Raw genomic sequence first — 20,349 nt, 5'->3', positions numbered from 1 at the left:
GTTACCGATTTCGCCTGCCGGCACATTTTTATCGGGCAACGAAAATGCGCATTCAAACCATATTAGTTATTTATCGTGAAAAATGACCAGTCATATAACAACTCTATACTCACCGGGAATATAAAATATATTCTCGTTTTTAACTTATTAAGCATTGCTAAACATAGACCACTATCACTAGCAAAGCGCCTTAAATACGTGGACGAACGAATCGTCTCGTCGCAGGTGATGGTATCGCTTAACGTGGTTGTGAACCAGTATCACAGCATTCGGCGCAGCACATTTTTACTAATACGCTTTTTTTACCTGACTTAAGCTAAATATTGGGTGCGTAACGGCGAAACGAGAAACCAGCGCGTTAGGTGAGGACAAACGTAAAAGTGAATGCTATAAGTCTTAATGCCGACCAAAATATAAGTTGTGGGTAAAATCATGCTAAGAAATATTAGTGTCAGGACCTTCATTGCCTGGTTCCTGTTATGCCTTTTTTTGGTAAATGCAGGTATCGTTGCTCTATTTTCCAGCAATTTCTCTCTCTTCATTTCGATTAATCTGGTTAATTTCGTTGCGCTGTTTTTGCTCTGGAGTTATATGACGAAGTTTCTTGTGACGCCGATCAATACTGTGAAAAAAAGTATTGAAGAAGTGACCGCAGGTAATCTTGGTGTTTCAATCCCTGAGTTTGGCAATAACTGCGCGGGACGATTAATCCCCGGAATTAATAGTCTTTCCAGTAACATTGCGACGCTGGTACGTGAGATCAGGGCGTCATCTCAAAACGCCATGACCTTGTCGGATCAACTCTCTGCCCGTAGCGCTCAGCTCTCGGTGAAAACCGAGCAGCAGTCTGCCTCTCTGGTGCAAACCGCTGCCAGTATGGAGCAGATGGCGGCAAGCACCCGAAACAATGCCGATAACACCCGTCTGGCGAGCGAGCAGGCAAACGTCGCGACATTGCAGGCGCGTAAGGGAGGAGAGCTGATGGAGCAGGTTGCCAGCAATATGCAATCCATAACCGAGTGCGCGCAGCAGATGACGGAAATTATCTCCCTAATCGACGGGATTGCATTCCAGACAAATATCCTGGCGCTTAACGCGGCGGTTGAGGCGGCGCGGGCGGGCGATCACGGCAAAGGGTTCTCCGTCGTCGCGGAAGAGGTGAGAAACCTGGCACACCGCAGTGCGGAGGCCGCGAAAAACATCAAGACGCTGATTGACGTCACCAGCAGTAATGTTACCCAGGGTGCCAGCGTCGTGTCGGAAGCGGAAAAGAATATGCATGAAATCGTGACCGGTTCCGGCAATGTCAGCCGGTTGATGGATGAGATTTCTACCTCGACCGCTGAGCAGGAGAAAGGCATTTACCAGATCACCCTGGCGCTGTCTGAACTGGAGCGGGTCACGCAAAGTAACGTCGCGATGGCGGAGGAACTCAATGGTTCCTCTGATGTCCTGCGTAATCAGGTGATTGAACTGCAAACGCGGACACGCAATTTCAGGCTTGAGCAGGGACACTCGCCGTCATCGTTGACCGGCCCTGCACCTTTCCTCCAGCGGCCCGAGCACTCGCTCTGACAGCACTTCAAAGCCTGGCATGCCAGGCTTTTCTTCTCCTGAAACACAGTATGTACAATTCCTGAACGATTTCAGCGCCATGCGAGACATAGTTGTTGCTTAACCCCCGACGGAAGCTAGACTGACATCGAAAGAGCTAAACAGGGGGGAGGCGCAGTGGAGAGCATTAAAGGATCAGAACTTAACGTTCCTGACGCAGTTTTTGCGTGGGTGCTGGACGGTCGCGGCGGTGCCAGGCCGCTGGAAGATAATGATGTCATAGATAAAGAGCATCCCTGCTGGCTACATCTCAACTATACCCATCCGGAAAGTGCTGACTGGCTGGCCACGACCCCGTTGTTGCCCAACAACGTGCGCGACGCCCTGGCAGGAGAAAGCCTGCGCCCACGTGTGAGCAGAATGGGTGACGGAACGCTTATCACCCTGCGCTGCATAAACGGCAGTACGGATGAACGTCCCGATCAACTGGTGGCGATGCGCGTCTATATGGACGACGGGCTGATTGTGTCCACCCGCCAGCGGAAGGTCCTGGCGCTGGACGACATTGTGAACGATCTCAAAGAGGGAACCGGACCGGTCGACTGCGGTAGCTGGCTGGTGGACGTCTGTGACGCCCTGACCGATCATGCGAGCGAGTTTATTGAAGAGCTGCACGATAAAATCATCGACCTGGAAGATAACCTGCTCGATCAACAGATCCCGCCGCGCGGCTTTCTGGCGTTATTGCGTAAGCAATTGATCGTGATGCGTCGCTATATGACACCGCAGCGGGATGTGTATGCCCGTCTGGCCAGCGAAAGACTCAACTGGATGAATGACGATCAGCGCCGCAGAATGCAGGACATAGCGGACAGACTCGGCAGGGGACTTGATGAGATCGACTCCTGTATCGCGCGAACGGCGGTGATGGCGGATGAAATTGCTCAGGTGATGCAGGAGTCGCTGGCGAGAAGAACCTATACGATGTCTCTGATGGCGATGGTCTTCTTACCCAGTACCTTCCTGACAGGGCTGTTTGGCGTCAATCTGGGGGGGATCCCCGGTGGTGCTTACCATTACGGCTTCACCGCGTTTTGCGTCATGTTAGTTGTTTTGATTGGTGGTGTTGCATGGTGGTTGCATCGTAGTAAATGGCTGTAAATTTACGTTTTTTTGCCCTTTTGCAGAGATTAAAACGCTCTTTTAATTGAGCGAAGTCAATAAACATCAGCCCGGCAAGGTGCAATATTACTCCCGCAGGTGAATGCAACGTCAAGCGATGGGCGTTGCGCTCCATATTGTCTTACTTCCTTTTTTTGAATTACTGCATAGCACAATTGATTCGTACGACGCCGACTTTAATAGTCGGCTTTTTTTTGCCTCCTGTTTCTCAGCGTCTACCCTAAAAGGGACGACAACCAAGCCTGGAGGGAAAGATGAGCATTTTACTCGCTCTGCTCGTGCAACAATCGCGTCAGTCCGATCCTGTTCCCACCGATCCCGTGCCGATGCCCGATCCCATACCGCGTCCGCAGCCGATGCCCGATCCGCCGCCGGATGAAGAACCGATTAAATTGTCGCATCGAACCCTGAGATCTGCGAGGATACGCGCCATCTGACCGTAAAGATCACCACGAGAGACTACTGTGACCGCTTTTTCTACCCTGAATGTTCTGCCTGCCGCCCAACTCGACAACCTCAACGAGTTGGGATATCTCACGATGACGCCTGTTCAGGCGGCCGCGCTGCCCGCTATCCTTGAGGGCCGCGACGTACGCGTGCAGGCGAAAACCGGCAGTGGGAAAACGGCCGCATTCGGTCTTGGTCTGCTGCAGCATATTGACGCGTCGCTGTTCCAGACTCAGTCGCTGATATTGTGCCCGACCCGCGAGCTGGCAGACCAGGTCGCGGGTGAACTGCGTCGCCTGGCGCGCTTTATGCCCAATACCAAGATCCTGACGCTCTGTGGTGGACAGCCGTTCGGCGCACAGCGTGATTCGCTCCAGCATGCGCCACACATTATTGTCGCGACGCCTGGCCGCCTGCTTGATCACCTGCAAAAAGGCACCGTTTCGCTGGATGCATTAAGCACGCTGGTGATGGATGAGGCGGACAGAATGCTGGATATGGGCTTCAGTGATGCCATTGATGAAGTGATCCGCTTCGCGCCGGACGATCGCCAGACGTTGCTATTCTCTGCGACCTGGCCTGAAGCCATCGCCGCAATCAGCGGTCGCGTGCAGAAAAATCCGCTCACTATCGAGATAGACAGCGTCGACGCGCTCCCGGCCATCGAACAGCAGTTCTTTGAAACCTCACAGCAGGGAAAAATCCCGCTCCTGCAGAAATTGCTGAGCCAGCATCAGCCTGCGTCGTGCGTGGTGTTTTGTAATACTAAAAAAGACTGTCAGGCGGTGTGTGATGCGCTGAATGCGGCGGGGCAGAGCGCCTTATCTTTGCATGGCGATCTGGAACAGCGCGATCGCGATCAGACCCTGGTGCGTTTCGCCAACGGTAGCGCCCGTGTTCTGGTGGCGACCGACGTGGCGGCGCGCGGTCTGGATATCAAATCCCTTGAGCTGGTAGTGAACTTTGAGCTGGCATGGGATCCCGAAGTCCACGTCCACCGTATTGGCCGTACCGCACGTGCAGGAAACAGCGGTCTTGCCATCAGCTTCTGTGCGCCGGAAGAGGCGCAGCGCGCCAATATTCTCGCTGAAATGCTGCAGATCACGCTGAACTGGGTGAATGCACCGGGCAGCGTTAAACTCGTGCCGCTGGAGGCCGAAATGGCGACGCTGTGTATTGATGGCGGCAAAAAAGCCAAGATGCGTCCGGGTGATGTGTTAGGGGCATTAACCGGCGATATCGGTCTGGAAGGGGCGGATATCGGTAAGATTGCGGTTCATCCGGCGCATGTTTATGTGGCCGTGCGTCAGGCAGTTGCCCATAAGGCATGGAAGCAGCTGCAAAATGGCAAGATTAAAGGTAAAACCTGCCGCGTACGTCTACTGAAATAAGGCATAAAGCGTCTCAGAAGTTCTTTCTGAGACGCTAACCGATTACTTCACTTCCAGCACGTTCAGACGCAGTTCGTCCAGTTGGTTATCATCGTCTTCCGGCTGCCAGCCCGCAGGCTGCATGGGGATCTCTTCCCGGTCAAATGCCAGGTCACCGCCATTCACCACCTCTGAATCATGGTTGATGCCTTTGAAGTCGAAGAGCTCAACGTCAGCGAGGTGTGAAGGGACTACGTTTTGCATCGCGCTGAACATGGTTTCGATGCGACCCGGGTAACGTTTGTCCCAGTCGCGCAGCATGTCGCCAATCACCTGACGCTGCAGGTTTGGCTGAGAGCCGCACAGGTTACATGGAATGATCGGGAACCCTTTCGCCTGTGAAAAACGCTCAATGTCTTTTTCGCGGCAGTAGGCAAGAGGGCGGATCACAATGTGCTTGCCGTCATCGCTCATCAGTTTAGGCGGCATGCCTTTCATCTTGCCACCGTAGAACATATTCAGGAACAGCGTCTGCAGGATATCATCGCGGTGATGGCCCAGCGCAATTTTGGTCGCACCCAGTTCCGTCGCGGTACGATAGAGAATGCCACGGCGCAGACGGGAGCAAAGCGAGCAGGTCGTTTTCCCTTCCGGGATCTTCTCTTTCACTATGCCGTAGGTATTTTCTTCGACGATCTTGTACTCAACGCCCAGGTTTTCAAGGTATTCCGGCAGGATGTGTTCCGGAAAACCCGGCTGTTTCTGGTCAAGGTTGACCGCTACCAGCGAAAAATTAACCGGCGCGCTTTGCTGAAGATTGCGCAGGATCTCCAGCATGGTGTAGCTGTCTTTACCGCCTGACAGGCAAACCATGATGCGGTCGCCTTCTTCAATCATGTTGAAGTCTGCAATGGCTTCGCCCACGTTACGGCGCAGACGCTTTTGCAGTTTGTTCAGGTTGTATTGCTCTTTCTTGTTAATTTCTTGATTAGCTTGCATTTATTCTTAACTCAAACCTCAAATGGGCACCAGCGGGATAGCATGCTTTCAAACACCCTCTGCGCATTTGTGTGCCCATCCGACGGGTAATAAAAGACGGGTTCGCGCCTGCAGTGAAAACCAGCCTGCGAAAGTGTGCCGTGTATGGTACGGATTGCTGCGACGAATGCCAGCATGTTTTACGGAATAATCACCTTAACCTGACACTATCTTAAGATAGCGTATAATGGCTTTCCAGATCCGCCCGCCAATCCAGTGACTGTTCCTATGACGCTCAATCGTTTTTGTTTTTTGCTCCTGCTTGTCGCTGCGATCGGCAGCTTTTTCTCCTCGTCTTCCTTTGCCGTGTGGTTCCTGCTGATCAATGTGCTGACAATGGCCATTTATGGCGCCGATAAAACGGCAGCACGGAAAGGGATGCGCAGGGTGCCGGAAACTACGTTACTCCTGTACGGTGTTGTGGGAGGGTGGCCTGGCGCGATTTTGGGTCAACAACTCTTTCGCCATAAAACGCAAAAGCAGCCGTTCAAAACCTGGTTTTGGATCAGTGTTGTGGTGAGTCTCTCAGCCATGATGGCGCTGTTTTATTTCTCTCCTTTTACCCCTTATTGAGCGTTATCAGGACCGCACACATTCCCGTTGACCTCAAGTTAACTTGAGCTTTTAAGATGTCTTCGACATGTTGATACAGGAGTAACAACTTAAAATGAAAGACATCGATGTAGGCTTCACGCATGTTGCGTTTATGGTCAGGGACCTGGAAAAAAGCATCACGTTCTATCGCCGATACGCCGGGATGGATGTTATTCATTCGCGTGAACCCGGTCTTCCTGATGCCCGAAAAGTGGCATGGTTGACTGACCACACCCGTCCTTTTGCGCTGGTTCTGGTGCAGGCAGACAACGTGACCGATACGCCGCTGGGGAATTTTGGCCACCTTGGGATTGCCTGCGCTACGCGTGAAGAAATTGACAGAAAAACGGCGATGGCCACTGAGGAAGGGGTATTACGTAAAGCACCGGAGGATCTGGGTGATCCCGTCGGGTATTACGTATTCTTTGCCGATCCTGACGGAAATACCTTAGAGCTCTCATATGGTCAGCGTGTCGGGCTGACAGCGACGGGTGAGAACGCATCTGAATAACGTGAAACGGGCCTACTGCCAAAAGTAGTAGGCCAATTCCTGGTGGGTTGCTGTTTTTTGCACAATCTGAATAATACGTGCAACAACACGGACGACAGCATCCCATGAATAGAAAATCTATTGCACTGGCAGCACTGGTGTTTTTCTCTGCGCCTGGCTGGTCAGCGTTTCAGGAGCGGGAATATAATACCTGGTATATAAAAAATGCCGTTCTCTATGACATGACGCAGACCTCGGACGGTTTTCCTGTCATGGTGAGTATATTCCAGCCTGAGCGTAAATCCGCAAATCTGGTGGTGTCGTACATCACTGAAGGCCGTTGCGATGATAATAACCAGCAGCTTAATGTGAATGGCAAAGTGCTGGCCGCAAAATATCGCTGTGTTCAGGTTGGACAGAACAGAATAGACCATTTCTCCGTGGTGGATGCGAACAGCGTCAATAGCCTGGTGACCTATCTAAAATCCGATTTCACGCTACTCCTGCAAAATGATATCAAGATTTGGGCGGCAAATATCAAAACGCCCAAATACGGTCTGACGCCGCGTTTTTAAAATCCTGCTACGCTTGTTTGTTGTATCAGGAGCATGAAGATGAAGAACAAAGACGAACAAACAGGATTAGTGGGGCTGGCGATCGGTGCCGCTGTTATTGGACTGGTTTCCGCACAGAGACCGATCGATCGCGACAGCATAGTGGATGAACTGGTCAGGCTGGGCAGGCAGAAAGGCGATGGTGTCGAAGATGAGGTTTTCGTTAAAGCCGCCCAGCTGGTGAGAAAAGGGGTATAACGATGGCTGAAGTACGTCATGCGCAGTGCCATTGTGGCGCGGTAGCCTTTACGGTTGAACTCACTGATGGCTTTAACACCGCGCGGCGCTGCAGCTGCTCTTTTTGTCGTATGCGGGGCGCAGTCGCGGTTTCTGCTCCGTTATCGGGAATTACCGTAACCAAAGGCGAGGATAAGCTGACGGAGTACCGTTTTCACACCGGGACGGCGCGGCATTTCTTTTGCTCAGTCTGCGGAATATATACGTTCCATCAGCGTCGCTCTAACCCTAATGAATACGGCGTAAATGTGTCCTGTATTGAAAATGTCTCGCCGTTTGATTTCCCCGAAGTGACGGTAATGGACGGTGTAAACCATCCGAAGGACGGCGAAAGTGGGGTGTTTGGTTATCTCTCGTTTCGCAAAAGAGAGACCCATAAAAGCTAATTACTGCATGGGCAGGATTAACCGCCTTCCAGTCGGGTCAACAACGCACCGAGATGTCCGACAATATCGCGGAAATCAAAAATCAACGCCATCCACAAACAGGCTAAAAGAGTCAGTACGGTTAAGGATAGACGAGCAAACAACGCAGTTGTCCTTAATGAAGAAAGGGCTATCTGCGCAGTCTAACCTGCTTTCTCTCAACTTAGCCTCAACCAAAACCTTTCTGAAGCTACCATTTGTGATGGCATTCAAAAAAAAGCCCGCATTTTGCGGGCTCTGATCATCAGAACTGGTAAACCAGACCTAACGCGACGACATCATCGGTGCTGATGCCGTTGTCTTTGTAGAAGTTATCATCTTCATCCAGCAGGTTGATTTTGTAATCAACGTAGGTGGACATGTTCTTGTTGAAATAGTAGGTAGCGCCTACATCCGCATATTTAACCAGGTCCTGATCGCCCTGACCGTTGGCCAGGTCTTTACCTTTAGACTGCAAATAAGAAATGGCCGGACGCAGACCGAAATCGAACTGGTACTGCGCAGTCACTTCAAAGTTCTGGGTTTTGTTCGCCACGGCGTCGGTATTATCACCATACGGGGTCATGTTGCGGGTTTCAGAATACATCGCCGCCAGATAGATATTATTGGCGTCATATTTCAGGCCTGCCGTCCAGGCATCTGCTTTATCACCGCCCGCAGTGGTATTCGTCACCTGGTCGTTGGTACGGTCAGAAGAGGTGTACGCAGCACCGGCGCTGATGCCCATGCCAAGGTCGTAGGTGGTCGAAATACCGAAGCCGTCACCGTTCTCATGACGCGTGTCGCGGCCATTATTGGTGCCTTCCTGGTTGTTGCTGGCATCTTCATTTTTGCCCTGATACTGCAGCGCAAAGTTCAGACCCGGCACCAGACCGTAGAAGTCGGTGTTACGATAGGTTGCGACGCCGTTCGCACGGCCAGTCATAAAATTATCCGCATTGGTGTAAGAGTCGCCGCCGAATTCAGGGAGCATATCGGTCCAGCCTTCCACGTCGTACAGCACGCCATAGTTACGGCCATAATCGAACGAGCCGTAATCACCCACTTTTACACCGGCGAAGGCCAGACGCGTCCAGGACTGGTTATCAGACCCTTCAGTGTTATTAGCCTGAATGTTGTACTCCCACTGGGCGTAGCCGGTCATCATGTCATTGATCTGCGTCTCACCCTTGAAACCCAGACGCATGTAGGTTTGGTCGCCATCTTTAGAGGTGTCATCAGAGAAGTAGTGCAGGCCGTCTACTTTTCCGTACAGGTCTAATTTGTTGCCATCTTTATTATAAATTTCTGCCGCATGTGCTGCGCCAGCCATTAACAGAGCCGGAATCATCAGAGCCAGTACTTTTCTTTGCATTTTAGTATTCCTTTGCGGTTGTTTTTATTTAATTACCTGTTGAACTTTCCAAATAAGAAAGTGGTCTCATGCTAAAACACTCCGCAGAAGAGTAATAAAATATAATTGTTACGAATTGAGTTAAATCTAAACTGAATTAAACCACGGTAATGATCATTTGTTTGGTGAATAATTAAGGTTATACCATAACAAATAAAAATTTTTAATGAGTCGCCAGTTCAGGTAGTCTTTGCGTCGTTATATGCCTTTAAGATTATTTATCCATAATTCACATGAATGTTATTTAGGTAACTAGAACGATATTCATTGATTATCTGGATTAGCCCGATGTGAAAGCATCGGGCTTTTTTTATGACAAAAAAATGCCCGGACGAGCCGGGCAGTGGCGTTAGTCGCTGGCTGATTTTTCGGCTTTCCCGGCCAGCTGTGCCAGGAAGTCATACCGTTTTTGCAGATCGGCAGCGGCGTCTTTCCAGAGTTGTTCCGCCACCTCAGGCTGTTGCGCATTGAGGCGACGGAAGCGCTGCTCCTGCATCAGCGTCTCTGCCAGCGCATCTGACGGCGGACGCGAATCCAGCGCCAGCGGTAATTTCCCCTCGTCCGCACGGCGTGGATCGAACCGGTACAGCGGCCAGAAGCCGGTCGCCGTCAGTTGACGCATCTGATCGTGGCTGAGCGCCAGATCGTAGCCATGCTCTTCGCACGGGCTGTAGGCAATGATCAGCGATGGGCCGGGATAGGCTTCTGCTTCCTGAATCGCTTTCACCGTCTGGTTAAGCTGCGCGCCGAGCGAGATTTGCGCGACGTAAACGTGGCCGTACATCATCATACTCACGCCGAGATCCTTGCGTGCTTTGCGCTTACCGTGTTCACCAAATTTCGTTACGGCGCCCAGCGGTGTGGCTTTCGACGCCTGCCCACCCGTATTGGAATAACACTGCGTATCCAGCACCAGGATGTTGACGTTTTCGGTGAGGCTCAGGACGTGATCCAGCCCGCCAAAGCCGATGTCGTAAGCCCAGCCGTCGCCGCCAATCAACCAGATGGATTTTTCGACCAGCGCGTCAGCGTCGGTCAGCAACTGCTCTGCACCCGCGACCCCCTGAAGGGCGTGACGCAACGCTGCCACCTGCTCGCGACGCACGTCGGGTGTCGCTTCGGCGTGAAGCGCGGCATTCAGTTCGGCAGGAATTTGCCCGGCGAACTGCTCCAGCAAGCGCATCACTCGCGCGCGGTGTTGATCGACGGTGAGGCGGAAGCCCAGGCCAAACTCGGCGTTATCCTCAAACAGCGAGTTTGCCCAGGCCGGACCGCGACCCTTTTCATCGGTGGTATAAGGCGTAGAGGGCAAATTACCGCCGTAGATGGACGAGCAGCCGGTGGCGTTAGCAATCAACATTCGGTCGCCGTACAACTGAGTAAGCAGTTTGATATACGGCGTTTCACCGCAGCCGGAACAGGCACCAGAGTATTCGAACAGCGGCGTGATGAGCTGCGAAGTCCGAATATCAATCCGTTCCAGTTTGCTGCGATCGATTTCCGGCAGATTCAGGAAGAAGTCATAGTTCTCTTTCTCTTCTTCAACGTGCTCCAGGCGCGACATCATGTTGATTGCTTTAATGTCCGGGTTCTGCCTGTCTTTCGCCGGGCAGACCTCAACGCAGAGGTTACAGCCGGTGCAATCTTCCGGCGCGACCTGGAGAACGTATTTCTGTCCGCGCATATCGCGGGATTTTACATCCAGCGAGTGCAGGCTGGCCGGTGCGTCCTCCATCGCTTCCGGTGACACGACCTTGGCACGAATGGCCGAGTGCGGGCAGGCCGCGACGCAGTGGTTGCACTGAGTGCACAGCTCTTCTTTCCAGATCGGGATTTCTTCGGCGATATTGCGCTTTTCCCAGCGCGTGGTTCCCATCGGCCAGGTTCCATCCGGCGGCAGCGCGGAGACGGGCAGGGCGTCACCCAGCCCGGCCAGCATGGCTGCCGTTACGGTCTTAACGAAATCAGGCGCCGCATCAGAGACCACCGGAGGACGGTTCGGACTGGCGTCATTCACCGGCTGCAGCGGCACCTCGGACAGCGACTCACGCGCCAGCGCCAGCGCCTGCCAGTTACGTTCTACCAGCTCCTGTCCCTTGCTGCTGTAGCTTTTGGCGATCGCGCCCTGCAACTCTACCAGTGCGCTGTCGCCCGGCAGGATTTGGGTCAGATGGAAGAAGGCCATCTGCATCACGGTATTGATACGTGCAGCCAGGCCACATTCGCGGGCAATTTTTGCCGCGTTGACCACATAGAATCGGGCTTTTTTCTGGTTCAGGACCGTCTGTACTTCCTGCGGCAGACGCGCCCAGACCTCATCCGCGCTGTACGGCGTATTGAGGAGGAAAATACCGCCTGGCTTCAGGCGCTCCGCCATCTGGTATTTGTCGATAAACTGCAGCTGGTGGCAGCCAACAAAGTCGGCCTGAGAAATCAGGTAGGCCGAGCGGATAGGGTGCTCGCTGACGCGCAGGTGGGAAACGGTCAGGCCACCCGCTTTTTTGGAGTCGTAAACGAAGTAGCCTTGTGCGTACCACGGGGTCGAGTTACCGATGATCTTGATGTTATTTTTGGTCGCCGAGACGCTGCCATCGCTGCCCAGGCCGTAAAACAGTGCTTCAAGTTTGGCGGTTGAAGGCAGAGTATTTTCCGGCAACGGCAGGGACAGGTTCGTGACATCATCATAGATACCCACCGTGAAGCGCGGTTTGGGTTTTGCTTCCCGCAGTTCATTAAATACCGCCAGCACGCAATCCGGCCCGAACTCTTTGGAGGATAAGCCATAGCGACCGCCGATCACCCGCGGAAGTGTTTCACGCTCGCCCTGATTAAAGGCTTCTGCCAGGGCGGTCATGACGTCCAGGTAAAGCGGTTCAGCGTGCGCCCCAGGTTCTTTGGTTCGGTCGAGCACCGCCACCGTACGCGCGCTTTCCGGCAGGGCAGAGAGCAGATGTTTGGCCGAGAACGGGCGATACAGACGCACTTTAAGTACGCCGACCTTTTCTCCACGTGTCAGCAGCTCGTCAACCACCTCTTCACAGGTGCCGATGGCGGAACCCATTAGCACAATCACGCGTTCAGCCTGCGGATGGCCGTAGTATTCGAACGGCTTGTACGTGCGCCCGGTCGCGGCGGCAAAATCATTCATTGCCTGCTCGACGTGGTCATAAACCGCGTTGTACCACGGATTCGTGGCTTCACGGGACTGGAAATAGGTGTCCGGATTGGCTGATGTCCCGCGAATTACCGGGTGTTCCGGGTTAAGGGCACGGGCGCGATGCGCGTCGATTTCCGCCTGCGGCAAAAGAGTAAGGATCGTATCGTCCGCCAGCGGGACGATTTTGTTGATTTCGTGAGACGTGCGGAAACCATCAAAGAAGTGGATAAACGGAACGCGGCTTTTAAGCGTGGCGATATGCGAAATCAACGCAAAATCTTGTGCTTCCTGAACGCTGCTGGCGCAGAGCATGGCGCAGCCTGTCTGACGCACGGCCATCACGTCGGAGTGATCGCCAAAGATGGAGAGCGCATGGGTCGCAACGGTACGTGCGGCGACGTGCAGGACGAAGGGGGTCAGCTGGCCGGCGAGTTTGTACAGCGTCGGGATCATCAACAACAATCCCTGTGAGGAGGTAAACGACGTGGAGAGCGCGCCTGACTGCAGCGCACCATGAACCGTAGCGATCGCTCCCGCTTCAGACTGCATTTCAACCACTCTCGGGACATCACCCCAGACGTTTTTTACCCCGTTTCCCGCCCAGGCATCCGCCTGTTCCGCCATGGTCGAGCTTGGCGTAATCGGGTAGATGGCGATAACTTCGCTGGTGCGAAACGCGACTGAGGCAACTGCACCATTACCGTCAATAGTTTGCATAGGACGACACCCTTACATTGCGCAAAAAAGAGGGCCTGTCATAAGACGACAAGCCTTGAATATTATCTCTTTAGTCTAGCAAACAGGGGGGTTTACGATTTTCGCTTTTGTGTCTTCCATATTCTCATCATCAATGAGTAGATCAACTAAAGGGCAAAAAAATTGCGAGAAATTGTTTCAGTAGCGCATAAATACGCACATCCGCTCTCGACGACACGGGAGGTGATGCCTATTATGCATAGGTTTCGCATTATTTACGGGGGAGAGAGCATGCGTTCAGCATTTTTGATTGGGTGTGCCGCATTATTATTGTCGGCATGTAGCAGTGAGCCTGTTCAGCAGGCGACGGCGGCTCACGTAGCGCCGGGAATGAGAGCGTCAATGTCCAGCTCAGGACAAGCCAACTGTGCCATGATTGGCGGCTCGCTGTCGGTTGCCCGCCAGCTTGATGGTTCAGCTATTGGGATGTGCGCGTTGCCAAACGGCAAACGCTGCAGTGAACAGTCGCTTGCCGTTGGAAGCTGCGGTAATTACTGATCAGTCAACACGTTTAAACATCAGCGTTTTGTCGGCGGTCGCCAGCGTTAACTGGTCTTCCGTCAGGTCGACCTGCGCCCCTTTGCGCAGCATGTCGCCGAGGGTGTGATCCAGTTCGTTAAGCTGCGGTTCAGTACAGAGTTTGCGCGTCATTGCCAGCGTTTTCACTGTCAGCTCACCTTCGGACAATTTCCCCTGTCCGTTGAAGCGGTTACACATCGTGCCAGACACGCTGATGTTATCTACCAGGTTCAGAGCGGGCAGCGCGTTAAAACTGATCTCAGGTGGTGTTGTCATGCCCTTCACGGCTTTGCCATCCACATTTTCCAGTACAAAACGATGGTTCTTCAGTTGCTCTGGCTGAACGGACGCTTTGCCCGGATTAACGCAGCCGGTCAGGACAAGACTGATAACACTTAACGCAATGAGCTTTTTCATTTTTGTTCTCAAATAATAAATACTGTGAATCTTTTACCAGTGTAACGATACGCTGACGTGCGTTAATGGGGTTTATCTGAAAGTGCGGGGAGAGCCGGGCAACGCAGCGGTTGCCCGGAATGACGATTAATGAGATTTAAACCCGGCTGCCGTCATCAATATGCGAAAGAGCATACTGACCGCAGCCAGCGCCAGTACGCTGCCGCCCCAGATAATGGCCAGCCACAACACTCTTTTCCAGACCGGTTGTTGCATCAGTGATAACCCTCCCCATGCTGAACTTTGCCGCGAAATACGTAGTAACTCCAGAAGGTGTAGACCAGAATGACGGGGATGATCAACAGTGCACCCACCAGCATAAAGCCCTGGCTTTGCGTTGGCGCAGCGGCCTGCCACAAGGTGATGGATGGCGGAATAATATGCGGCCAGATGCTGATCCCAAGCCCGCTAAAACCAAGGAATATCAGCCCTAACGTCAGGATAAACGGACGGTTATGGTTGTCAGGATTATTCAGGCAGCGCCACTGATACAGGCTAAAAATCACGACCAGCGCAGGAACCGGCAGCAGATAAAACAGATTCGGCAGCGTAAACCAGCGTGCGGCAATGGCCGGGTGGGCAAGCGGCGTCCAGAGGCTGATCGCCGCAATAAATGCCAGCAGGATAATCAGTAACGTTTTGGATAACGCCCGCATCCTTTGCTGCAGCGCATTTTCGCTTTTCATTACCAGCCACGTCGATCCCAGCAACGCGTAGGCCACCATCAGACCCGCACCGCAGAACAGGTTAAATGCGGTAAACCAGTCAAACGGACCACCCGTATACGTTCGGCCTGTCACGGTAAAACCGTTAATGACGGCGCCCACCGTCACGCCCTGGGTAAACGTTGCCAGAATGGAACCGCCAATAAACGCTTTATCCCAGAAGGGGCGGTGGGCGGGCGTGGCTTTAAAACGAAACTCGAATGCCACCCCGCGGAAAATAAGTCCGATCAGCATTAATGTCAGCGGAATGGTGAGGGCATCAACGATCACCGCATACGCCAGCGGGAATGCGCCGAACAGGGCGGCGCCGCCAAGCACCAGCCAGGTCTCATTGCCGTCCCATACCGGCGCGACGCTGTTGACCATCACATCACGATCGTCAGCGTTTGGCGTTGCGGGGAACAACATCCCGATCCCCAGATCAAAGCCGTCCATGACGATATACATCAGCGTGGCAAAGACGATGATCACAAACCAGATAATGGAAAGATCGATACCCATTACGGCTGCTCCTTATGTTCAGTAGTGACGGCTGAAAGCGGGCGCGCAGGACGTCCATCGGACGCGGTGGCGAAAGATTCGTGTGGCTGCGGGCCTTTTTTGATGAGGCGAACCATATAGCTGTAGCCGACGCCGAACACCGAGGTGTAGACGACGAAGAAGGCCAGCAAACTCACGCTCATATGCAGATCGCCGTGGGCTGATACCGCATCCTTCGTTCGCTGGAGTCCATAGACCACCCACGGCTGGCGGCCCACTTCGGTGGTGACCCAGCCTGCCAGAATCGCAATCAGGCCGGATGGGCCCATTAACAGGGCAAACCACAGGAACGGGCGGGATGAATAAACGCGCTTTTTGTAGCGCAACCAGAGCGCCATCACCCCAAGCAGCAACATCAGCATGCCTAAGCCCGCCATGATGCGGAATGACCAGAAGACGATGGTCGAGTTTGGGCGATCTTCTTTCGGGAACTCCTTAAGGGCTGGGACCTGTTTATCCAGGCTGTGCGTCAGGATAAGACTTCCCAGCGCCGGGATCTCCAGACCAAAGCGGGTGCGCTCTTGCTCCATGTCAGGCCAGCCAAACAGCAGCAACGGGGTCGGCTCACCCGGTGGGTTTTCCCAGTGGCCCTCAATGGCGGCAATTTTGGCGGGTTGATGCTTTAAAGTATTCAACCCATGCATATCACCAACCATAGCCTGGAGGGGAGCGACAATCAGCGTCATCCACAGTGCCATTGAAAACATTGCCCGTATGGCAGGATTATTATTCCCGCGCAGCAAATGCCATGCTGCGGATGCACCAACAAACAGGGCGCTACTGAGGAACGCGGCGATCGACATATGCAGCAGGCGGTAAGGGAAGGAGGGGTTGAACACCACAGCGAACCAGTCCACCGGCACCACCTGGCCGTTGACAATCTCATAGCCCTGCGGGGTCTGCATCCAGCTATTCGAAGAGAGGATCCAGAAGGTGGAGATAATAGTCCCCAGCGCCACCATGCAGGTGGAGAAGAAGTGCAGTCCCGGTCCGACTTTCTTCCAGCCGAACAGCATCACGCCGAGGAAACCGGCCTCAAGGAAGAAGGCGGTAAGCACTTCGTAGGTCAGGAGTGGGCCGGTAATACTGCCCGCAAACTGTGAAAAGCCGCTCCAGTTGGTGCCAAACTGGTAGGCCATGACCAGGCCGGAGACTACGCCCATGCCAAAGTTAACGGCAAAAATCTTCGACCAGAAATGGTAAAGCGAGCGCCAGACCGGATTTTTTGTTTTCAGCCATAATCCTTCGAGCACGGCAAGATAGCTTGCCAGGCCGATGGTGATTGCCGGGAAAATAATGTGAAAGGATACGGTAAAGGCAAACTGTATCCGCGCAAGGTGAAAAGCATCCAAACCAAACATGCAAAACTCCGCGATGTAATTATGTCGATGCCATTCTAAGCCGCGTCAGCTCTGGGGGGCAGAAACAGACCGGGTGTATTTACCTATAACAGTTTGCTTACTTGCCTTTGCTGAAATTATTTCTGGGCGGCAATATTTCCGCCCAGCAAGAGGTTTACTTTCTTAATGCCCAAAGATAAATCAGTATGGCATTGAACAAAAATGAAACAATGAACAGAAATAGTGTATAGCTTTCACTCCATTCAAGCTCAGTGACAAAACCAAAATGCCTCGTGTAGAGATGATACAGGAATACATCCGGCAGGAAGTAACATAAAAGAGAGTAAATAACTAACAACATCAATGTTTGTACGACCCAGGTAAGGGCATGCTTTATTGCATTCATCAATATACCTGTATTGTTCCAAGCGCATTTAATCCAGCAGTAACGTTTACCGTACCTGAAGCGAGTAACCCATGCATGAGTATTCTGTAATGAGAGTGGTTAGGTAAGGTTATACATCCATTACTAATTCCAGACTGACCAGCAGGATGTAAGCGGAAAGATCCACGCTCAACGTTATTGATGAACGTTCTATCATCAATGCGATTATCGTGGCGGTAGAGGGCAAACCAAAAATCACGATTAGATCCACTCTCTAAACCTTTTATTGCGTCATGCCAGTGGGTACCAAGCCCGCCTCGTGGACGTGTAACAATATAATAGAGTCCCGGAGGTAAGGGGCCTACTTCCGCAGTTGCAACGGCATCAGGATTATTTCTGTTATAACCCGCATTTCCAGAAAACGCGGGGAAAAATCCTAAACCGGGACAGCTCAATGTAGAAAGCTGATTGCCATTCAAATGAAAAGTGCAGCGAATCATCTGTCTTTCCACTCGTCACAAAAAATAATGTTCCCGTCACAGTGCTTCCAGGTTATTTTTTCGTAACGCAATGCGATACTTTCTAGATGGTTATGTCTCTCTGTTGCTGGGTTTTTGATATCATGCATGAGTGGAGATATGGATACGACTTTAACGTCTTCCAAAAACATATTGAAGTATTCAACTTCCTGTCCAGCATCGTTGATCTTATACCATTTGAATTCGGCACTTTTTAGAGTCTGACCTTTTGCGACGGCTTTGTAGAGATATGGACTTGAACTGTCAAATTCTTTCTCAAAGACAAGCGCTGAATGGATACGCGTGCCAGTAATTTTTCCCGTCATGTTATCTGTTGGCAAATGTAGCCCATGACCGAATCCCAACACCTCGATACTGCCCTCGCGTCCCTGTACATCAACAGCGCCCCTAATATCTGCACCGCCGTCATCTTTAAGCCATAGGTATGCCGGAATTGCCATTTTATACTCCTTTTTTCATTAACAGTTTGTATCTGTAAGAAGGGTAATACTCCCGAACTGATAAGATTTTTAGGCATAAAATGTCATGCAAAAAATTTATATTTAATTGATTTATAAGTCTTTCTTGTAGGATTGATTTTGTCTATATGTAACGCTGTGCTCAGCATGGGTGAATAAAAAATTTATTTTTATGCATTTTACGCATCAATCCGCTTGCTTTGCCGTCAGCAACATGCGTTAATGGATTTCTGGTTTTGAGTCCAAAAAAATATCTGACGTAGTTTTATAAAGCAGTTCTCATCACGTTGTGCCTCTCCGCAGCCTCTCTTGGGTCTTTATCTACATTCCGATTCGTTTTGTTTAAAACCAATATTGCCCAATCGGCCCATTAGTAATTTACGTTTTTACGTTAACAGGAGAATCCTATGACTTCTTATATCCATTTCCGCTGCCCATGCTGTCATGGCTCGCAGTACCGCACTTCAGTCTTTGATGTGTCTGAGAAAAACCCATTCGGCGCAAAATGCATTTTTTGCAAATCGTCGATGATCACGCTCGACCACCTCGCTGCTGCGCGTTCCGCGATGAATCACACCACCGAGTACCGTAAGTAATCTACCCGGTTTTTCATAACAGTTAGCAAAATCTTCTCTTTTTCTCCTGCTGATATACACTGTCGGCAATAAGGAGAATCTGATGAAAAAATACCAGCGTCTGGCGCAACAAATTATCTCGCAAATTGAGCTTGGCGTATGGCTGCCGGGCGATAAACTGCCTTCCCTGCGAGAGCAGGTGGCGAGCAGCGGCATGAGTTTCATGACTGTTGGCCACGCGTATCAGATGCTGGAAAGTCAGGGACGCATTGTCGCCAGGCCACAATCGGGCTATTACGTTGCCTCGCGCCCGACCACGCACCAGCCTGTGCCGCCTGCCCAGGTGATGCGTGACGAAGCGGTGGATATCAACACCTATATCTTCGATGTCCTTCAGGCCAGCCGCGATCCGTCTGTCGTTCCTTTCGCATCCGCCTTTCCCGATCCCCGGCTTTTCCCGCTTCAGCAGCTCAACCGCTCGCTGGCTAACGTCAGCAAAACGGCGACTGCGATGAGCGTGATTGAAAACCTGCCGCCGGGTAACGCTGAACTCCGCCACGCCATTGCGCGCCGCTATGCGCAGCAGGGGATGAACATCTCGCCGGACGAAATTGTCATTACCGCAGGCGCGCTCGAAGCGCTGAACCTGAGTTTGCAGGCGGTGACGGAGCCTGGCGACTGGGTGATTGTCGAAAACCCCTGCTTTTATGGCGCGCTGCAGGCGCTGGAACGCCTGAAGCTCAAAGCGTTGTCGGTCGCCACGGACGTCCGAGAGGGGATAGACCTGAACGCCCTTGAACAGGCGCTGAATGACTATCCGGTAAAAGCCTGCTGGCTGATGACCAACGGCCAGAATCCGCTTGGTTTTACGCTAAGTGCAGAGAAAAAAGCCCGTCTGGTCGCCCTCCTGACGAAGCATAACGTCACCCTGATTGAGGACGATGTATACAGCGAGCTCTATTTCGGCCGCGAAAAACCGCTTCCGGCAAAAGCCTGGGATCGTGACGACATGACGCTTCACTGCTCCTCTTTTTCAAAATGTCTGGTGGCGGGATTTCGTATCGGCTGGGTGGCGGCCGGAAAACATGCGCGACGCATTCAGCAGTTGCAACTGATGAGCACGTTATCGACCAGCTCCCCTATGCAGCTTGCGCTGGTGGACTACCTGGCGACTAAACGCTACGACGCCCATCTTCGCCGCCTGCGACGAACGCTCGCTGAGCGAAAACAGCAAGCCTGGCAGTCACTGCTGCGCCATATGCCCGCCGGGGTCAAAATTCACCATAACGACAGCGGCTACTTTTTATGGCTGGAGCTTCCGGCACTGCTGGATGCCGGGCTGCTGAGTGAAAAGGCCTTAACGCACCATATCAGCATTGCGCCAGGAAAAATGTTTTCCACTTCTGACACATGGACACCGTTCTTCCGTTTTAATACCTCCTGGGCGTGGGGAGAGCGAGAAGAGCAGGCGGTGATTCAGTTAGGAAAATTAATTAGCACGATGTTGAAATAATCTTTTTCCCCTTATTTAAATAAACATTTCTTATCCTGATGA

The 20,349-nt window shown here is 52.2% G+C and carries 22 protein-coding genes and 1 pseudogene; 12 read left to right on the top strand and 11 right to left on the bottom strand.

All coding sequences use genetic code 11. The features are described 5' to 3' along the window. The first annotated feature begins 432 nt into the window (after positions 1–432). The 4 genes from ACMGGM_RS02740 (at position 433) to dbpA (ending at position 4,574) form a co-directional block, all read left to right on the top strand. Positions 433–1,575 carry a methyl-accepting chemotaxis protein gene (locus tag ACMGGM_RS02740; protein WP_023338360.1) on the top strand — a complete coding sequence of 381 codons (1,143 nt, stop codon included), beginning with the start codon at positions 433–435 and terminating at the stop codon, positions 1,573–1,575. A gap of 156 nt (positions 1,576–1,731) precedes the next feature. After that, a complete protein-coding gene (zntB, locus tag ACMGGM_RS02735; protein ID WP_014884034.1) occupies positions 1,732–2,715 on the top strand; it encodes a zinc transporter ZntB in 984 nt (327 codons plus the stop codon). A gap of 275 nt (positions 2,716–2,990) precedes the next feature. Beyond that, on the top strand, positions 2,991–3,173 hold the full coding sequence (locus ACMGGM_RS02730; RefSeq protein ID WP_000025608.1) for a hypothetical protein: 183 nt from the start codon (positions 2,991–2,993) through the stop codon (positions 3,171–3,173). A gap of 27 nt (positions 3,174–3,200) precedes the next feature. Then, complete coding sequence (gene dbpA / locus ACMGGM_RS02725) at positions 3,201–4,574, top strand: ATP-dependent RNA helicase DbpA (protein ID WP_014884033.1); 1,374 nt, start codon at positions 3,201–3,203, stop codon at positions 4,572–4,574. Positions 4,575–4,616: 42 nt separating this feature from the next. Here dbpA and ttcA read toward each other — a convergent pair whose 3' ends face one another. Both ttcA and ACMGGM_RS02715 read right to left on the bottom strand, forming a co-directional pair. Further along, positions 4,617–5,552 (bottom strand): tRNA 2-thiocytidine(32) synthetase TtcA, encoded by a 936-nt coding sequence (ttcA, locus tag ACMGGM_RS02720; RefSeq protein WP_023337352.1) that lies wholly within the window; start codon positions 5,550–5,552, stop codon positions 4,617–4,619. A gap of 73 nt (positions 5,553–5,625) precedes the next feature. Continuing rightward, positions 5,626–5,738, bottom strand: a pseudogene (locus tag ACMGGM_RS02715) (hypothetical protein); the annotation flags it as partial. An 81-nt stretch (positions 5,739–5,819) separates the two neighbouring features. Here ACMGGM_RS02715 and ACMGGM_RS02710 point away from each other — a divergent pair. The 5 genes from ACMGGM_RS02710 to ACMGGM_RS02690 all read left to right on the top strand — a co-directional run bounded on the left by ACMGGM_RS02710 (position 5,820) and on the right by ACMGGM_RS02690 (position 7,912). After that, positions 5,820–6,164: a DUF1294 domain-containing protein gene (locus ACMGGM_RS02710; RefSeq protein ID WP_045135220.1), complete on the top strand. Its 345-nt coding sequence runs from the start codon at positions 5,820–5,822 to the stop codon at positions 6,162–6,164. A gap of 94 nt (positions 6,165–6,258) precedes the next feature. After that, positions 6,259–6,696 carry a VOC family protein gene (locus ACMGGM_RS02705; RefSeq protein ID WP_045135219.1) on the top strand — a complete coding sequence of 146 codons (438 nt, stop codon included), beginning with the start codon at positions 6,259–6,261 and terminating at the stop codon, positions 6,694–6,696. A 104-nt stretch (positions 6,697–6,800) separates the two neighbouring features. Further along, positions 6,801–7,250 (top strand): hypothetical protein, encoded by a 450-nt coding sequence (locus ACMGGM_RS02700; RefSeq protein WP_014883976.1) that lies wholly within the window; start codon positions 6,801–6,803, stop codon positions 7,248–7,250. A gap of 39 nt (positions 7,251–7,289) precedes the next feature. Next, positions 7,290–7,487, top strand: coding sequence for a hypothetical protein (locus tag ACMGGM_RS02695; protein ID WP_014883975.1), 198 nt, complete (start codon positions 7,290–7,292; stop codon positions 7,485–7,487). A 2-nt stretch (positions 7,488–7,489) separates the two neighbouring features. Continuing rightward, positions 7,490–7,912: a GFA family protein gene (locus ACMGGM_RS02690; protein WP_045135218.1), complete on the top strand. Its 423-nt coding sequence runs from the start codon at positions 7,490–7,492 to the stop codon at positions 7,910–7,912. A 17-nt stretch (positions 7,913–7,929) separates the two neighbouring features. Here the strand turns inward: ACMGGM_RS02690 and ACMGGM_RS02685 are convergent, their stop codons facing one another. From ACMGGM_RS02685 to nifJ, 3 genes are all read right to left on the bottom strand, one after another. After that, positions 7,930–8,055 carry a hypothetical protein gene (locus tag ACMGGM_RS02685; protein WP_255199877.1) on the bottom strand — a complete coding sequence of 42 codons (126 nt, stop codon included), beginning with the start codon at positions 8,053–8,055 and terminating at the stop codon, positions 7,930–7,932. Positions 8,056–8,195: 140 nt separating this feature from the next. Beyond that, positions 8,196–9,305 (bottom strand): porin OmpC, encoded by a 1,110-nt coding sequence (ompC, locus tag ACMGGM_RS02680; protein ID WP_032636339.1) that lies wholly within the window; start codon positions 9,303–9,305, stop codon positions 8,196–8,198. Positions 9,306–9,693: 388 nt separating this feature from the next. Next, positions 9,694–13,218 (bottom strand): pyruvate:ferredoxin (flavodoxin) oxidoreductase, encoded by a 3,525-nt coding sequence (gene nifJ, locus ACMGGM_RS02675; RefSeq protein ID WP_063614320.1) that lies wholly within the window; start codon positions 13,216–13,218, stop codon positions 9,694–9,696. A 270-nt stretch (positions 13,219–13,488) separates the two neighbouring features. Here nifJ and ACMGGM_RS02670 point away from each other — a divergent pair, with 270 nt between their 5' ends. Continuing rightward, entirely contained in the window at positions 13,489–13,755 is a 267-nt protein-coding gene (locus ACMGGM_RS02670) for a DUF333 domain-containing protein (RefSeq protein WP_023330510.1), read from the top strand. Here ACMGGM_RS02670 and hslJ read toward each other — a convergent pair whose 3' ends face one another. From hslJ to ACMGGM_RS02640, 6 genes are all read right to left on the bottom strand, one after another. Further along, positions 13,756–14,193 (bottom strand): heat shock protein HslJ, encoded by a 438-nt coding sequence (hslJ, locus tag ACMGGM_RS02665; protein ID WP_014883970.1) that lies wholly within the window; start codon positions 14,191–14,193, stop codon positions 13,756–13,758. 126 nt (positions 14,194–14,319) lie between these two features. After that, a complete protein-coding gene (locus ACMGGM_RS02660; protein WP_023330509.1) occupies positions 14,320–14,448 on the bottom strand; it encodes a DUF2474 domain-containing protein in 129 nt (42 codons plus the stop codon). Beyond that, positions 14,448–15,458 carry a cytochrome d ubiquinol oxidase subunit II gene (gene cydB / locus ACMGGM_RS02655; protein WP_063614319.1) on the bottom strand — a complete coding sequence of 337 codons (1,011 nt, stop codon included), beginning with the start codon at positions 15,456–15,458 and terminating at the stop codon, positions 14,448–14,450. The genes ACMGGM_RS02660 and cydB overlap by 1 nt, the downstream gene beginning before the upstream one ends. Next, the gene (locus ACMGGM_RS02650) at positions 15,458–16,858 is read right to left on the bottom strand and encodes a cytochrome ubiquinol oxidase subunit I (RefSeq protein ID WP_014883967.1); all 1,401 of its coding nucleotides are present in this window, start codon (positions 16,856–16,858) and stop codon (positions 15,458–15,460) included. The genes cydB and ACMGGM_RS02650 overlap by 1 nt, the downstream gene beginning before the upstream one ends. A gap of 384 nt (positions 16,859–17,242) precedes the next feature. Further along, positions 17,243–17,722 (bottom strand): DUF2778 domain-containing protein, encoded by a 480-nt coding sequence (locus ACMGGM_RS02645; RefSeq protein WP_014883965.1) that lies wholly within the window; start codon positions 17,720–17,722, stop codon positions 17,243–17,245. Continuing rightward, positions 17,719–18,201, bottom strand: coding sequence for an Hcp family type VI secretion system effector (locus tag ACMGGM_RS02640; RefSeq protein ID WP_063614317.1), 483 nt, complete (start codon positions 18,199–18,201; stop codon positions 17,719–17,721). Before ACMGGM_RS02640 ends, ACMGGM_RS02645 begins: the two co-directional genes overlap by 4 nt. 425 nt (positions 18,202–18,626) lie before the next feature. Here ACMGGM_RS02640 and ACMGGM_RS02635 point away from each other — a divergent pair, with 425 nt between their 5' ends. Then, positions 18,627–18,815: a hypothetical protein gene (locus tag ACMGGM_RS02635; protein WP_023330507.1), complete on the top strand. Its 189-nt coding sequence runs from the start codon at positions 18,627–18,629 to the stop codon at positions 18,813–18,815. Positions 18,816–18,897: 82 nt separating this feature from the next. Continuing rightward, entirely contained in the window at positions 18,898–20,307 is a 1,410-nt protein-coding gene (locus ACMGGM_RS02630; RefSeq protein ID WP_063614316.1) for a PLP-dependent aminotransferase family protein, read from the top strand. Positions 20,308–20,349: the final 42 nt, after the last annotated feature.

Origin of the sequence: Enterobacter sp. BNK-14 (assembly GCF_047456095.1) — a bacterium.
GTDB classification, from domain to species: Bacteria; Pseudomonadota; Gammaproteobacteria; order Enterobacterales; family Enterobacteriaceae; genus Enterobacter; species Enterobacter kobei.
This window is presented reverse-complemented; position numbering and strand designations above follow the sequence as displayed.

Bases quoted from the DNA above. Each gene is read 5' to 3' on its own strand.
- ACMGGM_RS02740 (WP_023338360.1), top strand. From the start codon at position 433: ATGCTAAGAAATATTAGTGTCAGGACCTTCATTGCCTGGTTCCTGTTA.
- ACMGGM_RS02730 (WP_000025608.1), top strand. From the start codon at position 2,991: ATGAGCATTTTACTCGCTCTGCTCGTGCAACAATCGCGTCAGTCCGAT.
- ttcA (WP_023337352.1), bottom strand. From the start codon at position 5,552: ATGCAAGCTAATCAAGAAATTAACAAGAAAGAGCAATACAACCTGAAC.
- ACMGGM_RS02710 (WP_045135220.1), top strand. From the start codon at position 5,820: ATGACGCTCAATCGTTTTTGTTTTTTGCTCCTGCTTGTCGCTGCGATC.
- ACMGGM_RS02705 (WP_045135219.1), top strand. From the start codon at position 6,259: ATGAAAGACATCGATGTAGGCTTCACGCATGTTGCGTTTATGGTCAGG.
- ACMGGM_RS02700 (WP_014883976.1), top strand. From the start codon at position 6,801: ATGAATAGAAAATCTATTGCACTGGCAGCACTGGTGTTTTTCTCTGCG.
- ACMGGM_RS02695 (WP_014883975.1), top strand. From the start codon at position 7,290: ATGAAGAACAAAGACGAACAAACAGGATTAGTGGGGCTGGCGATCGGT.
- ACMGGM_RS02690 (WP_045135218.1), top strand. From the start codon at position 7,490: ATGGCTGAAGTACGTCATGCGCAGTGCCATTGTGGCGCGGTAGCCTTT.
- ompC (WP_032636339.1), bottom strand. From the start codon at position 9,305: ATGCAAAGAAAAGTACTGGCTCTGATGATTCCGGCTCTGTTAATGGCT.
- nifJ (WP_063614320.1), bottom strand. From the start codon at position 13,218: ATGCAAACTATTGACGGTAATGGTGCAGTTGCCTCAGTCGCGTTTCGC.
- ACMGGM_RS02670 (WP_023330510.1), top strand. From the start codon at position 13,489: ATGCGTTCAGCATTTTTGATTGGGTGTGCCGCATTATTATTGTCGGCA.
- hslJ (WP_014883970.1), bottom strand. From the start codon at position 14,193: ATGAAAAAGCTCATTGCGTTAAGTGTTATCAGTCTTGTCCTGACCGGC.
- ACMGGM_RS02660 (WP_023330509.1), bottom strand. From the start codon at position 14,448: ATGCAACAACCGGTCTGGAAAAGAGTGTTGTGGCTGGCCATTATCTGG.
- cydB (WP_063614319.1), bottom strand. From the start codon at position 15,458: ATGGGTATCGATCTTTCCATTATCTGGTTTGTGATCATCGTCTTTGCC.
- ACMGGM_RS02650 (WP_014883967.1), bottom strand. From the start codon at position 16,858: ATGTTTGGTTTGGATGCTTTTCACCTTGCGCGGATACAGTTTGCCTTT.
- ACMGGM_RS02645 (WP_014883965.1), bottom strand. From the start codon at position 17,722: ATGATTCGCTGCACTTTTCATTTGAATGGCAATCAGCTTTCTACATTG.
- ACMGGM_RS02640 (WP_063614317.1), bottom strand. From the start codon at position 18,201: ATGGCAATTCCGGCATACCTATGGCTTAAAGATGACGGCGGTGCAGAT.
- ACMGGM_RS02635 (WP_023330507.1), top strand. From the start codon at position 18,627: ATGACTTCTTATATCCATTTCCGCTGCCCATGCTGTCATGGCTCGCAG.
- ACMGGM_RS02630 (WP_063614316.1), top strand. From the start codon at position 18,898: ATGAAAAAATACCAGCGTCTGGCGCAACAAATTATCTCGCAAATTGAG.